Below are 22,719 nucleotides of genomic sequence, written 5' to 3'. Positions count from 1 at the left end.
CCAGCAACCCAAAACCGCCAATGCTTGGAGAACTGACCAATTTCCCACACCCAAGGCAGAATCCCAACTAGTGGCTGCCACCAGCTCGAAATCGATCCGCTTGACGCGGCCCGAAATCCGCCGCATCACTTCGCCAATCACGCTTTCCCAGATGCTCGACCCATCCACTATCCTTCCCAATGACCAACGATGGCAATGCCAACGCTGCGGCAATTGCTGCAAGTGGCCGGGTGACGTGCGCGTTGACGATGAAGAGATTGCCAAAATCGCCGCATTCCTCGACATGGACGTCAACGACTTCATGAACGAGTACGTCCGCCTGCGCAGCGACCGCCAAGGCTTGTCGTTGATCGAGAAGCCCAACGACGAATGCATCTTCTTCGAAGACGGTGGCTGCGTGATCAACCCGGTGAAGCCGATCCAATGCGCTGGCTTCCCCAACACGTGGAATTATATCGGCTGGCGCAACGACTGCGAAGCGATTGCTGTGTTCAAAAAGGACGGACAACCGGTGAATCCCCGCCCTTAGAGACTACTGGGAATTCAGCCGCAGGCACTGGCTCGTGGCTTGCATCGTCGGAGACATCGTGGTCATCTAATGCCGCATGCTCCCCCTTCGATCACTCATCTCTGTCGCGCCACTCGTCTGTGCGCTTGGTTTCCACACCGCAATTGCAGCAGAACCTGAGGCCCAGCCGGCTCCTCCGGCAGCCGCACAGACCGCTGGCTCACCGGTTGATGTTGCCACCCGGTTTGTCACCAGCTTGGCCCAGGAACAATCGACCGCCAAACAAATGGTCGAGAGCGGGCTGATCCTGGTTTCCGAGTTCTGCCCCGCAGAGAAACAAGTACGCTACCGTACGAGCATCAATGAAATGCGCTCGCAACTCAAAGGCGCCAAGGTCGAACCAGCCCTTACCAAAAGCCAAACCATCGGCAACTTCGCTTACGTCGTGCTCACCCTCACCCCGGAGGACTCGATCGACGACGTCATCATCACTGGATTCGCCTTGGCCCGAACCACTGCCGACCAACCTTGGAAGGTCGCTATCGGCGTGCGTCACTTCAACAACACCGGCACCACTCTCAGCCCCGAAGCACTTGAAAACTCACGCAAGGTGCTGACCGCCATGATGACCACCGAGCGCGAGGTGCGGGCAAACCAGGACGCCCAGGAACTCGACACAATCCTCACCAAGATCCGCGAGGCGCGCAAAGCACTCGAGCTAGACAAGAGCAGCGCCCGCGAAGTCCTGATGACCGCGCTCTACCCAAAGAAAGAACTCACCGACTACGAGCGGCTGGCACTCTTTGCTCTGGATGACGAGGCTACGATTGTTGAACTACGGGCAAGCCTCGAAGCGGCAAGGCGAGTTAATATTCTCTGCAGCCAGAATGCCCGTCCGATCGAACGGATCAACCAGGCGCAGGAGGATGAAGCCGAACCACCTACCATCGTCCCATGGATGCCGGAACTGCTCAACGAGCGCCCGCACCAAGCCTACGGATCGACCTACTTCCTCGCTCCGCAGGACGTCCGCCGAGCCATGGGGTCCACGCTCGATCCAATTGTCGAGATTGTCGCCGAAAAGGCCACCGATTCCGGAGACGAAATCGCTTTCGCCGTCGGAATGTTCGACTCGGAGTACGCGGGGCGCTTCACTTCGACGCCGGTCTACATGGTCAAAAAGGAGGACGGCTGGCACCTGCAATTCCTCAGCGGTAGCGCCATCCACCGCCAACCGCACGCCGCCACCGCATTCACACAACCCGACCGCCAACTGACTCGCTGGGCGATGACTCGCGCTGGTGAGACACTTGATACATTTGCTGCAAGCATATGGAAGCGCGTCCAGGAAGCCCACCCGGTGGATCCCGAGTGGACCAACACAGACGTCGCCCGCAAGTATCTGGACGCTGCCATCAAGCACGACGTGATGCTCGCCCTTTCGTTCTTCTCCGACTACATCGGCGAATACGGCACAAGCATGACCCGCGCCACTAAGGCGATGAAGGACAGCTTCGACTCGCTTGATCCTGAAAACTTCGAGCTCTTCTCAACACCAGACTCACCGACCGATGTCATCGATGACCGCGTAGCCATCACTTGGCTGGCTACGATCGAGACCAAAAATCCGGAAAACCTCAGCATGTCGCCGGTGATCACCGAGTTGCATAACGACCGCTGGGGCGTGCTTCCCGACATCCACTCGGTAGCCCCTCTGAATGAGGACAATTTCCCGGGTATGCCCAAGCGTGTGGTTCAGATCGACGCGGAACACAACGCGGCTCTGGCAAAGATCGACAAGCACCGCACCGCCGAACGCGAAGACAAGATCAACGAGTACTTTGATTTGTTGATGAACACACCGCGGATCATTGGCAAACTCGCCGATGGCGCACCAGAGCCCGCCGCTCCGGATTTCGCCACCGCACAGTCACTGGTCGGGGACACCGCACGCCGCACCAGCGCCGCACCGCTTTTCGATATCCTTGAATCGGGTGCGGTGTTCGAAACCCAGAGCAACAAAGTACGCTTCCGCTTCCTCACCGACATCGGTAACGACCGCCAGTTGTTCAAGAACATGGGCGAGCAGTTGGAGCTCGTCCGCGTCCTCCACGAGGGCCGCTGGCTTGGCGCAATCATCCGCGACGCCTCCATCCTCGAGCGCAAGGAAGAACTGGAAAGCCCGTCGACCAAGGACACGCTCTCCCTGCGCCTCTTCGTATCCATCGATGACCAATGGGTTCCCGTGCTGGGTGCCAGCTTCATCAAGGAAGAAAACGTGGGCATGAAGTGGATCAACAAACAGGCCGTCAAGGCCGCCAGCTTGGCGATCGGGCGTGACGAGGCTGCGGTTTTCGATGCCTTCATCAAGCAACTCAACGACACCGATGTGGACACCGCTGTGGATACAACGATCGACTAACCGCATCAGCCTGCACATCCCCACTCCCAATCCCCGAAATCCCCGGCACCTATGTCCACCTCAGCATCCCCGACCCAACGTCCGGCCATCTCGCTCGATCAAGCGGCAACCACGCTTGAAAGGCTCAGCGACAACTTGAACTCGGTGCTGGTCGGCCAACACGAGCCGGTGCGCAAGATCGTCGCCGCCTTTGCCACGCGGGGCCACGTGTTGCTCGAAGATTACCCCGGCACCGGCAAAACCACGCTCGCCAAAGCCCTGGCACGCTCGATCAAGGACGCGACCTACCAGCGCGTACAGTTCACTCCGGACCTCCTTCCTTCCGATGTGTTGGGCACCACGGTTTTCAACCCGAAGTCCAACGAGTTCCAATTCCACCGCGGCCCGATCTTTACCAATCTGCTGCTAGCCGACGAGATCAACCGCGCCTCCCCGCGCACCCAGAGCTCACTGCTCGAAGCAATGGCCGAGTCCCAGGCAACCATCGACGGCACGCGCCACCCACTTGCCGACAGTTTCTTCGTGATCGCCACCCAGAACCCGGTCGAGTTCCGCGGCACCTACCCGCTTCCCGAAGCCCAGATGGACCGCTTTGCCATCCTCACGCGCCTCGGCTACGTGCCGATTGAGGACGAGATCAACATTCTCAACCTCAACCACAACGGCAACCCAGCCAACGCCGTCGCCCCGTGCATCTCACTCGGCGATCTCGAGGACGTTCACTATTTCCTCACCCATCACATCCACGTCTCGGAAGCAATCAAGCGCTACGCCGTCACTATCGTGGCGGAAACCCGCAAACAACCCGACGTCCAACTCGCCGCCAGTCCACGTGCCTCGCTGGCGGTGATCCGCCTCGCCTCGGCGCTCGCTCTGCTCGACCACCGCGACTACGTCGTCCCGGAAGACATTAAAGACATCGCTGTCGATGCCATCGCCCACCGCCTGGTCCTCGATCCCGCCGCCACCTTCAGCGGCACCACCGGCACATCCGTGATCGACCGCATCCTTGACAGCGTGGCCGCACCGCAGTAGCGCACCCCGATTTCAGATTCTCACCTCATCATGCTCGCCGACGCCCTTATCTCACTACTCGGTCCTGAAAAGGTCTCCACCGCTCAGGACATTCTGGAAACCCACTCGATCGACAAATGGCACGCCTCCAACCTTCCTGAGGCGGTGGTTTTTGCAGAATCGACGGAGGACGTCGCCAAGACGCTCCAATACGCGAACGAACACAATATCCCAGTCACCACCCGTGGTGCCGGTGTCGGATATGTGGGCGGATGCGTTCCTACCCGTGGTGGGATCGCGCTGAGCGTCATGCGGATGAACAAAATCCTCGACCTGGCTCCAATGGACGGTGTCGCCGTTGTGCAGCCAGGCGTGATCACCGGAGAACTCCAAGCCGCCGCGCGCGAGATCGGCTGGTATTACCCACCGGATCCGGCCAGCCTCAAGGAATGCAGCATCGGCGGCAATATCGCCACCAATGCGGGAGGTCCGCGTTGCCTCAAATACGGCGTCACCCGCAGCTACGTGCTCGGACTCGAAGTCGTGCTCGCCGACGGCCGCGTCATGCGCACCGGTGGCCGTAACCACAAAAACAAAACCGGCTTCGATCTGGTTGGATTGATGACCGGCAGCGAAGGCCTGCTCGGCGTAGTCACCGAGGCTACTCTGCGCATTATCCCGCACCCACCCACCCGTTCGATGGTGAGCGCAACCTTTGACACGTTCGCCGATGCCGCACGCGCCGTGCAGGAAATCCTCGGCGGAGGCATCCTTCCAAGCGCATTGGAAATCACCGACGGCTTCACTCTGGAAGCCGCACGCAACTATCTCGGACGCGACGCCCTACCAGCCGGAGACGCCCACCTCATCGTCGAACTCGACGGCCAGGTCGAATCCGTCGCCCGCGAGATCCAGCAACTCGCCGACCGCGTCCGCGAGCTCGGTGCCGTCGGACTCAATATCGCCCAGAGCGATGAAGAATGTGAAGCAGTCTGGCAGTTGCGCCGCGGCTTCTCATACTCGCTGCGCGCCACCGGGCTGACCAAGCTCAACGAAGACATCGTCGTCCCTCGCTCGAAGCTCGTCGAACTCGTCGCTTTCGCCCGCGAAATCGAAGCCGACACCGGCATCGCCGTCGCCTGCTTCGGCCACGCCGGAGATGGCAACATTCACACCAACCTGATGGTCGACAACTATGACGATCCCGAGGAAAAGGTGAAAGCCGATGCTGCGGTCGATCAACTGTTCCGCTGGGTGATCGCCAACGGCGGTGCAATCACCGGTGAGCACGGCGTCGGGATCGCCAAACGCCAATGGTTTGCCGATGCGGTCGGAGAGACCTCCTACGCCGTGCACAAGCAACTCAAGGCCGCGCTCGACCCCAACGGCATCCTCAATCCGGACAAAGTGCTCTAGCCGTCCCTCCAATCTTCGAATCGCCCCGGCCTGCACCGCGATCACGCAGGAGCCGGGGCAATTTTGTGCCCACCGGCCGCTCCGATTCGCCACCCGGCAATCCGACGTCCGGATCCCGCAAATCACAGCAAACCGCCCCAGCCCAGCGCCTACAGACAGCCCGCCGCCCCCGTGATTACCGGATTAGATTAACCTGAAGGACTCACAGTGTCCTAACGCACAAGTGACTGAGGATTTGAGAGTTCCAACTGCAGAAAGCCGAATCTAGCTTGCATTCTCAGCCCATCCCCCTAGAGTAGCCCTCGACTCGCTCCCATGGTGTGGAGCGAGAATTTATTATGTCCACTCTTCGTTTCCCCCTCCTCGTAATTGCCACCCTCGCGGGTCTGGCGACTTTTGCTGATGCAGGCAAGGATCCCCACAAGATCCCGGACAAGAATATGCCGCGTGTGTTCACTCCAACCCGCAGCATGTCGGAAACCCCAATCTACCCATGGAAGCGCAATATCATGGCGACGGTCTTCTGGGTCGGCGAAAAGCCAACCCCTAACAACCCGACCCCAAACTGCGCCAGCTCGTGGGACATGAACTGGGCCCGCAACTACGGTGGATACGACAACCCGGACCCAAAAGCCCGCAACGGCTATCTCCCAAAGGGCTTCACCCCACAGCTCAATCCATTTTACATCGCCCTTCCCTACAACGACATCAAGACCTGGTACTCCCACAAGCCGGAGGCCCGCCGCGTGATCCCATGGTATCACCGCGAGTTCCGCGGCCAAGGACGCAGCGTCTTGAAGGGCCGCTGGGTAGCCATCCGCTACAAGACCAAGACCGTCTACGCCCAGTGGGAAGACTGCGGACCATTCACCACCGATGACTGGCAGTACGTCTTCGGCAACGCCCGCCCGAAAACCAAGGGCAACGGTGGCGCCGGTATCGACCTCTCGCCAGCCTGCCGCGACTACCTCAAGCTCGATGGCAATGACTACGTCGACTGGCGCTTCGTCGAGGTTTCCGAAGTTCCTAACGGACCGTGGCGCCGCTGGGGCCGCAACAACCACTTCGTAAAGCTTCGCGAAATGGAAGCCAAGGAGATGTCCAAGCGCGTCGCCCGCTTCCGCAACGGCAGCACCGATGCCTGGGCCAGCGAAAAGCCAGTCCTCCGCAGCGACAGCTAAGCAGACGAATCATTTCCCAGGGGAGCAGCCACACCGGCTGCTCCCCAGTTTTTCGCCTCATTCCCAACGAGCCACCGCCAGTTGCGACGCGAAGTACCGCAGCCTCGAAGTCCGACAGCTAAGCGATCTGGTAAACCGTCCCTTCTGGACGACTCTCATTCAACATCCCCACCGGAGGTTAAAACCTCCGGCTAACCAGTACCCCGTCGCTCCGCGACGCACCGCGAGGCCATTCACTCACAAGGAGTGGCCCACTCGCCAGGACAAGTTCAACCTCCGCTTCAAACAGCGCTCCGGGCGGATTCACAGGCCGGAAGCCTGTCCCCCCTCCCGATCGCGAAGCGATCATTTACCGGTTAGCCTGCGGATTCATCCGCAGGTCATAGTCACCATCAACACTCGCGCCGAAGGTACGGCCTATCACGCCCCCCCTCCAATCCACCTCATCCCGCTCCTGAAAGGCCCACTCCCGAGGGCAAGCTTGACCTCCGCATCGAATAGGCTCTCCGGCCAGACTCACAGGCGGGTGCGTTGGCCCGAACTCCCCGCTCCACCCGATCGCAAAGCGATCATTTACCGGTTAGCCTGCGGATTCATCCGCAGGTCGTGGGCACCACCAACAGTCGCTCCGAAGGTGCGGTTTCTCACGCAGCGCTCCACCCGCTCCTGAAAGGAGCCTGGAACAAAGCACAGGGCTTCAGCCCTGTGGCCCATGGTCATCCCCACAATCCGCCCGCTGAAAGTGGGCTGAAATGCGACATCTTAAGGACAACGCTCAATCCTCCGCGTGCAACTCCGCCTCCCGACGCTCCCACGCTTCGATCCATTCTTTCTTCATCACCAGCCCCTTCAGGTCCTCGATGATCAAATAAATGCTCGGCACGAGGAACAGGGTAATCACCGTGGCGAAAAGTATCCCAAACCCCAGCGACACCGCCATCGGAATCAGGAAACGCGCCTGAATATCCGTCTCCAGCAACATTGGCGTCAGTCCGAGGAAAGTCGTCAACGACGTCAACAACACGGCACGGAATCGCGCAACACCTGAGCGCTCGGCCGCCTCGCGCACCCCGTGCCCGTCAGATCGGTGACGGTTCACATAATCAACCAACACCAACGAATCGTTCACAACCACGCCCGCCAACGCCACGATACCAACCATCGACATAATACTCAGCTCGAGCCCGAGCAGCACGTGACCAACCACCGCGCCCACCATCCCAAACGGGATCGCCGACATCACCACCAATGGCTGCAGATACGATTTCAGAGGGATGGCCATCAACACGTACATCAACAGCAAGGCAAAGAGGAACTTGGTACCAATCTCTTTCACGCTCTGACGCTGGTCCTTCTGCTCGCCCTTGAACGCCCAATCCACACCGGGAAACTTCTCCTGCAGCCCGTTCAGCACCTGCTCTTCCAGCTTCGCCACGATCTCGTTGGCGTTGGCATCCTCGGCCTGCTTGTCCACATCCGCGGTGATCTTGATCGCGCGGCGGCGGTCGGTGCGCATGATGCTCGCCCATCCGCGCCCAAACTCGGGCTCCACCACTTCCTCATACGGCACCTCGGCACCACTTGGCGTGCGGATCTTCATCGAGCGCACGTTGTAGAGCGAGCGGCGCTCATCCTCAGGGTAACGCACCATCACCTTCACCTCGTCGCGCCCTCGCTGCAGGCGCTGAACCTCATGACCGTAGAACGCACCGCGCATCTGGAAAATCACGTCCTGCAGCGTAAGGCCCAGCCCTTTCCCCACCGGAGTCAGTTCGGCAAGCTTGAGCTCACGTTTTCCGAGTCGGTTGTTGTCGGCGATATCGATCACACCGCTGTACCCGGCAAGCTCCTGCTTGATATACTCCGCAGCCGCCCGCAATTCGTCCAAATCATCGCCGGCGATTTCCAGCTCAATCGCTGGGGCCGATGTCGCGCCGATCGTCGAAAACGTCAACTCCTCCGCACCGGCAATCGGACCGGTCAGTTCACGCCAACGCGAGATCAACTGATCAGACGTCACCGCACCGCGCTCCGCCGCCGGCAACAGCTCCAGCGTCACCTCGCCAATATTGCTCGCCGTAGGAGGCCCACCCACAGGAAAGCCCGTCGGCAAGGGCTGCACCCCGGCACTCGCCAGAATGTGCTTTACCACCTTGCCGCCCAGCTCTGAGGCAAACTCATCATTCAACTGCGCCGCGGCCGCTTCCATCTTCCGGATCGCCGCCGCCGTCTCCTCAAATGCGGTGCCACTCGGCATCGTGATCTGCGCATTCAACACATCCGCCTCCACATCCGGGAAGAACGTGGTTTTGATCCACCCGCCCTTGAGAGCCCCACCGATCAACGCCAGCACCGACACAAACAAACACAGCACGACATAGCGCCCGTGCAGCGCACGCCGCAGCACCGGATGGTACACAGCTTCCACAAACCGCTCGAGCCCATCGGAGATCCGATGTTGCAGCCTCCCCAGCGGCCCCACTTTGCGCTGCGGCGACGACGGCTTGAGCAATGCCAAATGCGACGGCAAAACCAGCTTCGACTGAATCAACGAAAACGCCAATGTCGGGATCACGATCAATGGAATGTTCGGCCAAATCTTCCCGCTCACCCCACTCAGCCCGAGCATCGGCGTGAACGCCACCATCGTCGTCAGCACCCCGAAGGTCACCACCACTCCCACTTCGTGCGTTCCCTTCCAAGACGCCGTACGCGGGTGCTCGCCACGCTTCATGCGCGTGTACACGTTCTCCCCGACCACAATCGCGTCGTCCACCACAATCCCCAGCACCAGGATGAACCCGAACAGCGAGATCATGTTGATGGAGACATCGAAGTTCGGCATCATCCAAATCGCACCGGCAAAGGACACCGGAATACCCAACGCCACCAGGAACGCCAGGCTCGGACGCAGGAACAACGCCAGCGCGATGAACACGAGAATCAAACCGGTCAGACCATTCTTTGCCAACAAGTTGAGTCGCCCTTCCAAGTAAACCGACTGGTCATTCCAAATCTGTAATTTCACGCCCGGCGGCAGCTCCGCCCGCTTTTGCTCGAGGTAATCCTCAACCATCCGCACGAGGTCGAGCGTATCCTCTTCCCCCACGCGGAACACATTGATCATAATCGCCTGCTCACCATCGAATCGGCTGCTGATGTCGATGTCCTCAAACCCATCAATCACCGTGGCGATGTCCCCAACCGTCAACCGCCGCCCGTCGGCCAGGCTCACCACCTCAATCGCCCGAAATGCGTCCGCGGTATAACCCTTGCCCACCGCGCGGATCAACACCTCGCCGCCCTCGGTACGCACCGATCCACCCGGCAGGTCCAGCGACGATCGCCCGACGGCGTCCGCCACCTGACCGAGACTCAAGCCATAACGACGCAATGCCACCTCGGAAACCTCGATCGAGATCTCATGCGGACGCACCGCTGCCAACTCCACTTGCGTGATCGTCGGCTCACCACGCATCGCGCGTGAGACCTGATCGCCCGCCCCCTCGGGTTGAAATGCCTCGTGCACGAGCAAATCCTCGCGCACCTCTTCTGCGATCCGTCGCAGCACTTTCTCGCTACTATTGGCGGATACCGCGATGCTCAGCACCTGCGTCTTCAACAATAGCTCGTCGATGATGGGCTCCTCGGCCTCCTCCGCCAGGTTCTGCACGCTGTCCACGCGGGACTTCACATCCGCCATCACCTCACGCACTTTGTAGCCGTTGGCGACTTCGATCCGAATTGCGGCCTGACTCTGCGCGGCCGTCGAATTGATCTCTTTGATCCCCTGAATGTCCGCAATCGCCTCCTCGATCGGCACCACCACGCCATTCTCAACCTCCTCAGGCGTCGCGTTCGGATACGGGACCGTCACCAACACGATGTCGACGGAGGTCTCTGGAAAGATCTCTTTGCGCAACGTGAACCAGGTCGAGAACCCGGCAATCAACACGATCACCATCAATAGGTTCGCAGCGACGTGGTTCTTGGAAAACCAGCGGATCGTCTTCTCCATAATCTCCTTCTGCTTGGGTTCTATGCCGATCGCACCGAGGTGCCGGTCAGCGGTTGTTACTCGGCATCTACAGCGGCCGGGGAATCTGCAACCACCCGCACCGGTGTCCCTTCAATCACGTCACTAAACGTCGTCACACAAATTTGCTCGCCGGCCTGCAGCCCACTATCCACCACCACATCCATCGGATCCTCCCACAGCACATTCACCTCGCGCAACTCAAGCTGACCGTCGCTATTCACCAACAGCACCTCGTTGTCACCGTAGATCGACCGCCGCGGCACGCGAAACACATTGGTAAACTCCCGCCCTTCGATCTCCGCAGAAACAAACAAATTAGGCAAAACCCGCACACCCTCTGCCGACGCCTGCGATCCGGAAATCTCCGCTACCAGAAAAATCGAGCGCGTCACCGGATCCACCTGCCCTTCGGTGCGCACCACCTCTGCCTGCCATTCCGCCGCGCCCTCCGCACGTGCCGGACGCAACGCTGCCATCACAGGCTTACCCTTCCCAATCGGCGCCACAAAGCGCGCCTCCCTAACCGACAACGGCAACCGTACCTCAAACGTTCCAGAGGCATACAAATCCGCAATCGGCGTGCCCATCGTCACAAATGCACCGACATCCACCATCCGCGCCTCAATCACCCCGTCGTATGGAGCCACCACGCGTGTCCGCTCAAGATCCGCCTCCGCCTTATCGACTGCCGCCGCCGCTGAGGCCACACGCGCCTCGGCGCTCGCAAGTTGAGGCTGGCGCAGAACCAACGGATTGGGCTCGCCCCCTTCCCCCAACCGCTCCCAATCGCGCAGAGACTGTTCGGCACGCGCTTCCTCGTTGACCAATGCCATCCGAGCATCCGCCAAGGCAGCCTTCGCCTGAGCCAACGCCGATTGGTAATTGATCGGATCCACCACCATCAAAACCTCCCCCTCAGTCACCTCCACGCCCGCTTTCAACTTCGGCGAAACTTCAATCACGCGCCCCGCCACCTCGGAGGTCAAACGCGTCCGCGTCACAGGCTGCACCATTCCCTGGCTAGGAACCGACAACTTCACCATCTCCGGCTTCGCTACCTGAACCACCACCGACCGCTTGTGCTCGGCCGCTTCCTCTTTTTTCGGCTCCCGCTTGAGTAATACCAGCAACTCTGAGCCCCCAAAACCCAAACCTAGAATCAAGACCGCAATCAAAGCGTACTTCGCATTCCTATTCATAAATTTCTCCGCCTGATAATGTGAATATATGATTTTACAGAACCAGTTAGTAATCCCCGCCCAGCGCCAAATGCAGGTCGATCCGGTTCTGCAGTCGTAACAACCGCACGGCTGTCTGCCTCCGTCGTTCGCCGATCATCCGACGCTGACTCTCAAACACAGCCAAAATACTTCCGACCCCGTCACGAAACGCACGCCGCGCTTCCTGATCAGCCTCGTAAGCCAACTCAAAGGCACGCGTCGTCGCCTCTTCCCGTCGCCTCAACCAGCGCTCGTTAGCCAGCGCATTCTCCACCTCCAAAAAGGCATCCAGCACCGTCCGCTGCAACCCGGCCAACGCCTCCTGCTCGCGAGCCAAACGTTCGTCGTACGCCGCACGGATCTGCCCACCGGCCAAAATCGGCTGAACAATCCCCCCCGCCAGGTTCCACACGCCAAAGTCGCTGTTGAGCAACTGATTCAAAACATCCGTCGAGGTTCCGCCTGCACCTGTCAGCCGGATCTGTGGGAAAATGGCGCGCTTCGCCTCGCTCACCGACTTCCCCGATGCCGCAAACCGTCGCTCGGCCGCCAACACATCCGGCCGCCGCTGCAACAACTCCGACGGCAAACCTGCTGGGGGCACGGCTTTCAACTCGGGCAGATCCCGGTCTCCCAGCACCCGCTTGTTCGGATAGTTCCCCAACAACGACTCAAGCTGGCGCGACAGCACTTCCAACCGCTGCTCGCTCTCCGCTAGATCCGCCTTCGCAGCCTCCACATCAGACATCGCCAGGCGCAACTGCCCGCCCACGTTGCCCGGATCCCCCTGACCCGAGCGGAACCGCTGGCGCACCACCTCCTCGGTGTCTTTCAATATCTCCAGCGCCTCGCGCGACGTACGCACTTGCATCCGCGCCTCCAAAATCCCGAAATACGTCTTGGCCACCTGCGCCGCCAACGACACACGCGCCGCCTGGTAATCCGCCGCCGCCGCTTCAGCGCGCGCTACGGCCGCACTCTCTCCGGCGCGGATCCGCCCCCACACATCCAATTCCCACTGCACATCAAATGACAATCCAAACACATTGCTTGTCTGAGTCGCCACTCCTGCCCCCGGGCCACCAATTGGAAAGCCAATAAAGTTCCGCTTCGCCCGGTTGCCATCCACAGTCAAGTTAGCCAAGGGCCGACGTCCCGCTCCCGCGGCTACCGCCTGCTTCTCAGCCACCATCACACGTGCCGCAGCCGCTCGTAGGTCGGGGTTGGCTCTCTCCGCATCTTTGACCAGCGCCTGAAGCTGCTTGTCCCCGAACCGGGCGATCCAATCTTGATCCACCCCGCGCTGCGCCTCACGCGACTCACTCCACGCCTTGGGCACATCGACGGCCACTTCGTCCATCCGCGAATCCGGAGCCGTCCCCACACAGCCGGTGAGACTCCAACCTGCCACCACCAGCGCGATCACCCGCAGTGCATTGCTATTATACAAACGTACGTTCATTGCCTCCTCGGATCGCTGGGTCGTGGATTCCGGTGCCGCTCACACCGCCTTGCCTCAATCTTGAGCTTCAACGCTTGGGGCCTGCATCCCCCCGACAATGAACGCGATCAACTGCCTGCGTACCAGATCTTTCTCCATCCCACCACTGCGATCACCGAACGCATCGGTGAACAACTGACCGTGAGAGAAAATTCGAAACAAACCGCCAATGCCAAAAAACACACGCCAGAAAATCTCGCGCTCCGCCAGATGCGGCACCGTCTCACCCAGCGCCTTGGCAAACCGCTCGGACACTTCGTCGTACGCCGGACGCATCTCAGCCGGAAAATCCCGGTCCCCACTACCAAACGAACGACTCAACACACTCCCCAGAAACTCCGTACTCGGCTCCCGATCATTACCAGTCTCCAACAACGGATCAACCAACGCCGCAACAATCTCGTGCAACGTCAATTTGCGCTGCTCCTTCTCGGCTGCCTTTTCAGCGTCTTCCAACAACTCCACCCGGCGCTCGTTCCAGCGGCGGATCGCACGCAGAATCACCGCGTCCACCAAACCATCGCGCGAACCAAAGTAATAACTCACCGATGCCAGATTCACCTTCGCCTTCGAAGTGATGTCACGCAGCGACGGACGGTCGAATCCGTGAGCGGCAAAGGCTTCCTCGGCAACTTGCAGAATGCGGTTACGTGCATCAGGGCTTTCAGATGGGGCGGTCGGGCTCATATCTTGATAGTCAGGTTCCTTTCAACGAACCCTATTAAAACGTTTGTTCAACAAAAATAAACTCTGTTTTAGAAAAGAGGACACAAATTGTCCTCCTATGCGCCCCAAAAGCGCCCACGCACCTCCGATCCGCGCACAAAAAAACGGCACCCCGGACGAGAGTCTCCCGTCACGAGGTGCCGCTGAAATTGTATCTACCGGATGCCAAGGCTCCGGTCAGAGTTCGTTAGGCGCAGCCGCAGCCACCACCGTCGTTGCCACCGCAGCAACCACCGCCCTGTGCTTCAGCGATGTCAGCTTCGGATGGAACTTCACCGAGCTCGAGGGTCTTGCCAACCCAGGTGCCAACGGTAGCGTGGATGTCCTGCAATGCCTTCTGGCTCTCAAGGAACGCGGTCACGACCTCGTTCTGGAACAACGCCTCGCGCTTCTCCTCGAAGGACTTGATCTCTTCTTCCTTGAGCTCCTGACCGCTCTGCTGAAGCGCCTGAAGCTGACCACCGAGTGCGCTCACTTCTTCGTAAGCAGCCTTGGCTTCGTCGTTACCGAGGAACGCGTCGATCTGCGAGCTGTGCTTCTGCACGGCGTCGTCGTTGACCAGCTCACGGCAAAGCTCTTTGATTTTCGAGATGATAGCGGGGGAATCCGTCGTTGTATTCATGCCCGTAGTTAACCACGGTTCTCCGACAACGCAAGCTCACCTCAGAATTTCCATACCATGCTCCGATCTCTCCTCATCCTGGGTTTCTCACTCTGTCTTTCCCCATTTGCCACGGCACAAGAAGCGGATTCTGCTCGTCCTGCCGATGCCCCCACCCGCCCTGCGGAAAAGGACTCTGCCAAAATTGACGAAATCACTCCAGTTGCCGCAGAAATCGAACAACGAGCCACATCCCAGAACACCATCCAACTCGCAGCCGGCTCGCCACCACTCAGCTACACGGTCGAGTCTGCGATGATGCCCATGACCGACGACACCGGAAAGGAGCTCGCACGTATCTTCCACACCTACTACCACGCCAAGACAGAGGACAACGCCGCCCGTCCACTCGTCTTTTGCTTCAATGGCGGCCCCGGCGCGTCATCAGTCTGGCTCCACCTCGGAGGCATCGGCCCATTCCGAGCCAACACACCCGACCTCGGCACCGGCACGTCCGCTGCGCCATTTGAACTAGTCGCCAACCCACACACCCTCCTGCGCACCGCCGACCTCGTCTTCGTCGACCCAGTCTCCACCGGCTTCAGCCGTGGAACCGACAAAAAATCCGCTGCAGGTTTCCACGGGTTTAGACAAGACATCTCGGGCAACGCCGCCTTCATCCGCCGCTTCATCGCCCACCACAAACTCTGGAACCGCCCCATCTTCCTCCTCGGCGAAAGCTACGGCGTCATCCGCGTCAGCGCTCTGGCCGGAAAACTCAGCAATGAGTACGGCCTGCGTACCAACGGACTGATCCTGGTTTCCGGCCTGCTCGACTTCCAAACGCTGCGCTCCACTGCTACCAACGACCTGCCATACGCCACCTTCCTCCCCACCTACGCCCGCACTGCCATCTACCACGGTGTGCTCAAACCTGAAAACCCGGAAACCCTCGTCGAACAGGCCCGCCGATTCGCCGAATCCGAGTACGTTCAGGCGCTGCATGCCGGACGATCCATCGATCCAGCCACCCGCCAACACATCACTGCCGAACTAGCTCGCTTCACCGGTCTCCCTGTCGACTGGATCGATCGCGCCGACCTGCGCATCGATCCATCGGTCTTCCGCGGCCTTCTTCTCCGCGAAAAGCGCCAGCAGATCGGCCGCTTCGACGGCAGGGTCACCGCACCGTCACCGGATCCGATCAGCCCCTACGCCTCCGGCGACCCCTCGTTCGATGTGCTCAGCGACGCCTACTCCACACTCATCCACCAGTACCTCACCGTCACCCTCGGCTTCGAGCCGAATGACCACCAGCACTACCGCACGCTCACCTCAAAAGTTCACCCGTGGAGCTACGCCCCCTACGAAAACCGCTTCACCGAGGTGATCGACTCACTCAACTCGACCCTCCAGACCAACCCGAAAATGCGCATCTTCGTCGCCGCCGGCAATTATGACCTCGCCACCCCATACGAAGGCATCGAACACTCACTGCGTCGGCTCCGCGCCCCGAACGACTCAACCATCACCCACGCCCTCTACGAAGGCGGACACATGATGTACTCCAACCCACAAGCGTTGGAAAAACTCGGCAAATCGTTGCGCAAATTCGTCACCGAATCCCTCGCCCAGCCGTAACCGACTCCATCATGAACACGTCACCACTGCACGCTCTCAGACTCAACCCAGGCGACGACCTCTACAAAGCTCTCGATTCGTTCACCCGCGAACGCAATATCGCCGCCGCTGCCATCCTCACCTGCGTCGGCTCACTCCAACGCACCAGCATCCGCCTCGCAGGACGCAAAACCGGCACCTGCTTTGAGCAAAAGATGGAGATCCTCGCCCTCTCCGGCACACTCTCCAACGACGGCTGCCACGCACACATCACCATGGCCGACGGCGACGGCAAAACCATCGGCGGCCACCTGCTCAACGAATCACTCGTTCACACCACCGCCGAGATCGTCATCATCGAAGTCGCCGGAACAAGGTTCCGCCGCCAACTCGACGAATCAACCGGCTTCCGCGAACTGATTATCGACCCTGCTGACTAACAGCCCCTCCTCCCGAAGCAGGCAGGAATCGATAGCGATACCTATGGCGATAGAGATAGAGATAGAGATAGCGATAGCGATCGACGATACGGGCTGCAGGACCGAGCCCCCCCCCTCTAACAACAAACCTCTGTTCCCCGAAGGGGATATGCAAACCAGCCCAGGGTGAAGGGAGCCTCCGGCGACCTCACCCTGGGAAACGCCCCCGGAACCAAACCGGCCAAGCGGGCGATTTGGCCAGACCCCATCGCCCGCCCGCCGGCCGCACGGCACAAGTGCAGCACAACCTTCTCGTGCTCGACACCGATTGAGACAGCCACATCGACGAGCGCCCGACTCACAGCGCCTCTCTTCCCCGCAGGGGAATGGCAAACCAGCCCAGGGTGAAGAGAGCCTCCGGCGACCTCACCCTGGGAAACGCCCCCGAACCCAACCTGGCCAAGCGGACGGTTTGACCAAACCTCAACGCGTACCCGCCGGCCGCACGTCACGCGCCGCCACACCAAAATTCGCCAACCGCAAAATCAACGACCACCGCCATACCCGGCACTACGGTCCTCCGCCCAATACTCGTCCATCCACGACGTCCGCGTCTTCCCCTCGCGGTGCCGCTCACCGTTGATCGAATACTTCTCATCCACCGTTCGGCAGCCGGCCACCATCAGCACAATCGCAGCCCCGCCTGCGGCTAAACCTAGCATTTGTCGATTTTTCACGCCGCACCATAGCGCGTCATCAACCAATGAAAATCACAAATCCCAGCACTGCGGCACTTCTGTACTAATCAGCGGGAGCATCCCAAATCACAGCGTCCCGCCAACGCCATCGCCGCCCGCTTCGCCCCTCATTTGCCGCATCCCCTCGCGCATAGACCGGGTGACTTCCGCCTTGCGCTCACGTTCTAGCTTCCGACACAGCGCACATCGAACCGGCCGTCCTTCGATCTCCCCGCCCAGCTCCTCGTAATAGACTTTCTGACGCCGGGCCGTCCACACCTCGTCTTTGCCACAATCGCGACACACAAACTCCACGTCCCGATAATACTCGGGGATCCGCGGCAGCACACTGCGGGACACCACCTTGCGATCATCCACAGGAAGTAATTTCCCCTCGCGCAACAGCCCCTCTACCTCACGCCGACGCTTCTCCTCCCTACGCTCGGCCTTCTCCCGCTTCTTACGTGCACTCGCCATCTCTAACTATCCCGTCAAATTGCTACAATTTCTTCGGCGTCACCGGCGACACCTCCAATCCCGCCATGATCTCGCCCATCGGTTCCAACAACAATGCAGGCAAGACCACCGCAGTGGCAAGCATTACCAAAAGCGTCAAGAGCGACACCACGACCGCCAGCTGGTCCCGCTTCCCAATCAACAAAACCACTAACGCCAACGTACAAAACAAAAACACCCCACCAGGCACCCATCCATTCGTCCCCATAAGCCAAACCGTCGCAGCTGGCAACACATCCGCCCCATCCGCAAACATCTCACCGTAGATCCCCCGAAACCGCGACACCATCGTCACACACCACGCCCCCACCAGCGCCGCCAGAAATGCCACTAACATTGAAAAAACTCTCATAATCAATCGAATCCGTCGCTCTCACATACGCCGTCACTAACCAAAGGGATGACAAAACCCACCGACCAAATCAACCTTCCAAATCGCAGCAACGACTCTCCCCCCATGAAACACGATCAACCTAGGTCCGTTTTAAGAAACCGCAGATAACGCCGATTTCCGCAGATGTTTGTTTTTGTTTATAGGAGACCGAAAGCATCCCGCACAAGAGGTCGTGGCTTTTCGTGATATTCGCGCCCATCTCCACCGTCTCCGCATACCGCCGACCGCTGGGCGGTCGACATTCCTGTCGACATCCACCACACGGAGCGCAGCGGACCGCCGGATTGTACCCGGCAACCAAACCAAAGGAGCGCAGCGACAACTCTCCCTAAAACGTAACAACCTAAAAATTAACACACCCAGCCTCTACAATCGAAATGGCAGCAGCGATCCACGGCCTGGTTTCTCTTTGCCGAATGGGGTGTCACCGGAGGAGTCTTGCTCTTCAGCCTCCTCTTCAGGCTCGGGGCGCTTTTCCTCGCGATCGAGGAATTGGAACAACGAGGACTGCCCTTCTTCCAAAAGCCCGGCACCTTCGCGCAACAATCCGGCACCGGACTCAAGCACCTGGGGTGTCACATCCTCGATCACGCGTCGGGTGCCTTTGATCACGGCCTGCCCGGATTCGGGAATGATTTCCAGCACGCGCGCGCCTGCTGCTGCGATCAGTCGATCTGTCAGATCTTCTTTCGGCTCGTTCAGCGTGCCGCTCAGGCGCACACGGGTCCAACGCATGCCACCTTCGCTTCGGGTAAACACCTTGGTCTCGGCTCCTGGGATTTTTGTCAGTACCGACGGATCCACGCCGACATCAAGCAGTCCATCAATCGTCTCTCCGTAGATGTTCACATCGCCTTCCACTGCGATGAACCGATTGCTGCGCAGTTCGATTTCACGCAATTGCAAATCCTCGCCACGCCGCACAAAACGAAACTCAGCTTTGTTAAAGAAGATACTACTAAAGCGCTCACGGCTTTCCGTGTAAGCCCCCAACATAGGCACGACACCGCCAAACAAATCCGACAGCCCAGTAGCAGCCGCCAGTCGATCGACCTGGGCGATGACTCCCTGATTTTCCTGATCGCTTGGTGTGTTGAGCCGCGCCTCTTTCAACCAGACGCGACCATGGGTCATCACCGCACTATCGCCCGGTCGTTTTTCAGTCACAATCTCTCCATTGAACCGCCCGACCAATCGATCCGCCCATTTGACTCCAAGCAACTCGGCAACCGGAAGGTCGTTCACCGTGGTATCGATCCGCATCTCGCTCACACCGTCGTCCAGAGCAACTTGTCCATCGACCGTGGCTCGTGCCGTGTGGCCGATGCCGCTCAACATAATCTGCTGAACGGCAAAGTTCTTGCCCCGCATCTCGATGGCACCCCGATCGACCGCCATCGCCCCGGCGTTCCCGGATTGGCCGAAAAACGGAAGAAACGAAACCCGCCCGCCCTGGAGCTCGACCTTATAGCCCTCGCCATCCGGCAAACGGGTGGCATCGAGTGCGGCGCCGAGCACGCGCGCCTCGCGGCCGGCTCCCAGAGGAAAGCGCACATTGCCATCGCGCACCTGCACGCGCCCGACTTCCACCTTGCGCGGAACCCGTGACTCCAGCCAACCGGGCTTGCCAGGTTCTGTGGCAGCCATGCCGTCTTGCGCCACTGTAGGTGGATCTCCGGCAGCCACGACGTCACTTGGCGAGGAAGCTGTTGGTGGCATCAAATCGAGTTTGGCATATGCGACGGTCACCTGGGGAATTTCCCACACCCCACGGTCCAAGCCGTCGAGCGTCACTTCCGTTTCCAATGTCTTCAGTTCGATCCCGTCAAACTTTCCGGCACTCCCCCCGTCGGCCAACATACCGTCACTGGTCATCGACAACCCGGACCAAGCGAACGCGTCCATCTCCACACTCTCCGCCTTCAGCACGGTGGCCAATTGCCCCTCCACCAAGTGGCGGAAGTCGTCACTGTGCAGGTACTTGCGTACAGCGACATAACCAATCACTGACCCACCGACCAAAAGCAGGAAGAGCACCGTCAGGCCGAGCCATAGCCACTGGCGCATGCTCAAGCCACGGTCTCTGCGCCGCCGCCGCCCCCCACGGGCCTGCGTTGGGTCCACCGTATCCACTCCGGACTTTCTCGGTCGGCGGGAAGATTGTGAAGATTTCCCGCGACGATTCGCTCGTTTTCGGGTTGAGGCAGAAGTCGCAGGCCGTCGGATTGGTTCGCTCATCGGTGATTTTTCGATTTTCGTCTTCAAATTTGCGAGGGAAACCAGTCCACTCGTGCGTTTGTGGACAGGCCACTACAAACTTGGCGCGCTGAGCAGACCACAATCTGCCCACGTTAGCCAAGGACAGAACCCATCACTGGTCAACAAGTCTCACATTCATTTCATTCCGTCCGCCCATCCCCCTATGCTCGAGCTCCGCAACCTTTCGTTCACCATCGAAAAAGATGGCGACCTCATCGATCTCGTCCACGACATCTGCCTCAACCTGCCACGCGGGCACTTCACCGCCATCGTCGGTCCCTCAGGCTGCGGCAAGACGACGCTGCTCAAGACAATCGCCGGACTCAACATTGAATCAGCAGGCGAAATCCACTGGATGGGCCGCAATTCGTTCGAGCACGGCGACCTGATGCCCAACGAGTTCGGCTATGTTCCCCAGTTCTCGATCGCCTACGACCAGCTGACCGTGGAAGAAAGCATCGAATGCGCCAGCCGCCTGCGCGTTCGGGCGTGGGGACGCGATGCACGCGACGAGATCATCGACCGAGCTCTCGAACAAACCGGCATGACCGACATCGCGGACCGCCGTGTCTCGGTGCTTTCCGGCGGCCAAAAGCGCAGACTGGGACTGGCGATGGAGTTGGTCGCCAACCCGCCATTGCTTCTCGCGGACGAAGTCACCTCGGGGCTCGACCCTCGCTCCGAGGACGAAATTGTCCACCGGCTCGCCGATCTGGCCCACGAGCAAAACCGTACGGTCATTAGCGTGACCCACAGCCTGGCCAACCTGCAGCTCTACGATTCCATCATCGTGCTTTACGCCGGATGCCTGGCCTACCACGGCCCACCATCGGCGATGCCCCATTACTTCAGCGTCGATCACGCGGAAGACGTCTACCCCGCGCTGGCCAAACGCGAGCCGGCCCAATGGCACGCATCGTGGAAAAAGCACCGACGGTTCTACTACGACAAACTCGACCTGCCGCTGCCGTTGTCCCCTGCGCTCGACACCGATCACCTCGAAGCCAGCGGCGAACAGACCGATACAGCCCCCCTTCTCGAAGAAGGCGACGACACCACCGCGCTTGAGGCCACTGACCAAAAGCCAACAGCCACAGACGAAGGTGCCGAGAAACCCGACACTCAAGAACTCGCGCAGGAAAAGCAGGAATCCGCCCCGTCCGAAGAATCCGACACCGAGGCAGCCTTGTCCGACACCCAAGCTCTGACCTGCTTGGATGAAGCCCCCGAAAGCGACGAAGAGTCGGAGAAGATTGCCAAACTGCCCGGCATTCTCGCCCAGTTCCTGCTGGTTCTGACGCGGCGCTTCAAGATCTTCTTCCGCGACCGCACGACACTCATCCTGCACGCGGCGATCCTCATCGGCTTCCCGTTGCTGGTAGCGCTCTTCACGATTGAGGGCGTCGAGCCGATCAAGAAGTACGGCGAGTCCACCGCGGCCACTGGATTTGAGCAAATGCAGGCCGAAATCGAGGTGCGCGAAAGCAGCCTCCAATCCGGCAGCTTTGTCTCAGGCTTGATCATGTTCCAAGTCGTGCTGCTCAGTCTGATGGGGGCCAACAACTCCGCCCGCGAAGTAGCCGGAGAACGGGACATTTTCGAAAAAGAAAAGCTCGGCGGGCTGCGTCCATTCAGCTATCTCGCATCAAAGCTCGTCTTCCTCACACTGCTTGTCGTCGCGCAGTCGACCTGGATGGGAGTATTTGTAGAATACTTTTGGCCGATTCCGGGCAACTTCTTGTCGCACTTGTTGATGTTGCTAATGGTCAATGGCGCGATGACCGCCGTCTGCCTGGGCATTTCATCGATGATGAAGTCCGCGGACCAGGCCAACCTGCTGAGCATCTACCTGGTGGGCTTCCAGTTGCCGCTCTCGGGCGCCATCCTTGCCCTGCCGGGCTTCCTTGAGCCTCTGGTGCGTCCGTTCATTTCCGCCTACTGGAGCTGGTCGGGATCCGTGATGTCCCTCAATGACGGCTACCGTCAGGCAGTGCAAACCGTGTCGGAGACCGAGCTCTCGCCGCACACATTGTGCCTCATTTTCCTTGGCATCCACATTGCCGCCGGTTTGACCATGGGGATTTTGGGGTTGCGTAAGAACCTGTGGCAGCATTAACCCTTCGCACGACTTCCCCCGATCCATCGA

Annotated in this window: 17 protein-coding genes; 8 read left to right on the top strand and 9 right to left on the bottom strand. The window is 59.7% G+C overall.

Going from position 1 to position 22,719, the window contains the following annotated elements:
- Positions 1-151: 151 nt before the first annotated feature.
- The 5 genes from G3M56_RS08370 (at position 152) to G3M56_RS08350 (ending at position 6,541) form a co-directional block, all read left to right on the top strand.
- Entirely contained in the window at positions 152-529 is a 378-nt protein-coding gene (locus tag G3M56_RS08370; protein ID WP_164361993.1) for a YkgJ family cysteine cluster protein, read from the top strand.
- Positions 530-605: 76 nt separating this feature from the next.
- Positions 606-2,930: a hypothetical protein gene (locus tag G3M56_RS08365; protein ID WP_164361991.1), complete on the top strand. Its 2,325-nt coding sequence runs from the start codon at positions 606-608 to the stop codon at positions 2,928-2,930.
- Between the two features lie 51 nt (positions 2,931-2,981).
- Positions 2,982-3,965, top strand: a complete 984-nt coding sequence (locus tag G3M56_RS08360) for an AAA family ATPase (protein WP_164361990.1) — start codon at positions 2,982-2,984, stop codon at positions 3,963-3,965.
- A gap of 30 nt (positions 3,966-3,995) precedes the next feature.
- Positions 3,996-5,360 carry an FAD-binding oxidoreductase gene (locus tag G3M56_RS08355; protein WP_164361988.1) on the top strand — a complete coding sequence of 455 codons (1,365 nt, stop codon included), beginning with the start codon at positions 3,996-3,998 and terminating at the stop codon, positions 5,358-5,360.
- Between the two features lie 338 nt (positions 5,361-5,698).
- Positions 5,699-6,541: a hypothetical protein gene (locus G3M56_RS08350; protein WP_164361986.1), complete on the top strand. Its 843-nt coding sequence runs from the start codon at positions 5,699-5,701 to the stop codon at positions 6,539-6,541.
- A 775-nt stretch (positions 6,542-7,316) separates the two neighbouring features.
- On the opposite strand, the gene G3M56_RS08345 is transcribed toward G3M56_RS08350, so the two are convergent.
- From G3M56_RS08345 to G3M56_RS08325, 5 genes are all read right to left on the bottom strand, one after another.
- Entirely contained in the window at positions 7,317-10,559 is a 3,243-nt protein-coding gene (locus G3M56_RS08345; protein WP_164361984.1) for an efflux RND transporter permease subunit, read from the bottom strand.
- 56 nt (positions 10,560-10,615) lie between these two features.
- Entirely contained in the window at positions 10,616-11,779 is a 1,164-nt protein-coding gene (locus G3M56_RS08340) for an efflux RND transporter periplasmic adaptor subunit (RefSeq protein ID WP_164361982.1), read from the bottom strand.
- A 46-nt stretch (positions 11,780-11,825) separates the two neighbouring features.
- On the bottom strand, positions 11,826-13,262 hold the full coding sequence (locus G3M56_RS08335; protein ID WP_164361980.1) for an efflux transporter outer membrane subunit: 1,437 nt from the start codon (positions 13,260-13,262) through the stop codon (positions 11,826-11,828).
- A gap of 54 nt (positions 13,263-13,316) precedes the next feature.
- Positions 13,317-13,988 carry a TetR/AcrR family transcriptional regulator gene (locus G3M56_RS08330; protein WP_164361978.1) on the bottom strand — a complete coding sequence of 224 codons (672 nt, stop codon included), beginning with the start codon at positions 13,986-13,988 and terminating at the stop codon, positions 13,317-13,319.
- Positions 13,989-14,214: 226 nt separating this feature from the next.
- The gene (locus tag G3M56_RS08325; RefSeq protein WP_164361976.1) at positions 14,215-14,649 is read right to left on the bottom strand and encodes a YlbF/YmcA family competence regulator; all 435 of its coding nucleotides are present in this window, start codon (positions 14,647-14,649) and stop codon (positions 14,215-14,217) included.
- 57 nt (positions 14,650-14,706) lie between these two features.
- Between G3M56_RS08325 and G3M56_RS08320 the strand changes: the two genes are divergently transcribed.
- Both G3M56_RS08320 and G3M56_RS08315 read left to right on the top strand, forming a co-directional pair.
- Positions 14,707-16,269 (top strand): S10 family peptidase, encoded by a 1,563-nt coding sequence (locus G3M56_RS08320; protein ID WP_164361975.1) that lies wholly within the window; start codon positions 14,707-14,709, stop codon positions 16,267-16,269.
- 11 nt (positions 16,270-16,280) lie between these two features.
- On the top strand, positions 16,281-16,688 hold the full coding sequence (locus G3M56_RS08315; RefSeq protein ID WP_164361973.1) for a PPC domain-containing DNA-binding protein: 408 nt from the start codon (positions 16,281-16,283) through the stop codon (positions 16,686-16,688).
- A gap of 524 nt (positions 16,689-17,212) precedes the next feature.
- Here G3M56_RS08315 and G3M56_RS08310 read toward each other — a convergent pair.
- The 4 genes from G3M56_RS08310 to G3M56_RS08295 form a co-directional block, all read right to left on the bottom strand.
- Positions 17,213-17,389 carry a hypothetical protein gene (locus G3M56_RS08310; RefSeq protein WP_164361971.1) on the bottom strand — a complete coding sequence of 59 codons (177 nt, stop codon included), beginning with the start codon at positions 17,387-17,389 and terminating at the stop codon, positions 17,213-17,215.
- Between the two features lie 102 nt (positions 17,390-17,491).
- A complete protein-coding gene (locus tag G3M56_RS08305; protein ID WP_164361969.1) occupies positions 17,492-17,881 on the bottom strand; it encodes a zinc-ribbon domain containing protein in 390 nt (129 codons plus the stop codon).
- Between the two features lie 22 nt (positions 17,882-17,903).
- A complete protein-coding gene (locus tag G3M56_RS08300) occupies positions 17,904-18,272 on the bottom strand; it encodes a hypothetical protein (RefSeq protein WP_164361967.1) in 369 nt (122 codons plus the stop codon).
- Between the two features lie 408 nt (positions 18,273-18,680).
- Positions 18,681-20,381 carry a hypothetical protein gene (locus tag G3M56_RS08295; RefSeq protein WP_164361965.1) on the bottom strand — a complete coding sequence of 567 codons (1,701 nt, stop codon included), beginning with the start codon at positions 20,379-20,381 and terminating at the stop codon, positions 18,681-18,683.
- A gap of 355 nt (positions 20,382-20,736) precedes the next feature.
- Between G3M56_RS08295 and G3M56_RS08290 the strand changes: the two genes are divergently transcribed.
- Entirely contained in the window at positions 20,737-22,689 is a 1,953-nt protein-coding gene (locus tag G3M56_RS08290) for an ATP-binding cassette domain-containing protein (protein ID WP_164361963.1), read from the top strand.
- The last annotated feature ends 30 nt before the right edge of the window (positions 22,690-22,719 follow it).

The sequence above is a fragment of the Sulfuriroseicoccus oceanibius genome, assembly GCF_010681825.2.
GTDB lineage: Bacteria > Verrucomicrobiota > Verrucomicrobiia > Verrucomicrobiales > SLCJ01 > Sulfuriroseicoccus > Sulfuriroseicoccus oceanibius.
Note: the sequence above shows the minus strand (reverse complement) of the source record. Positions and strands in the feature narration are given on the sequence as shown.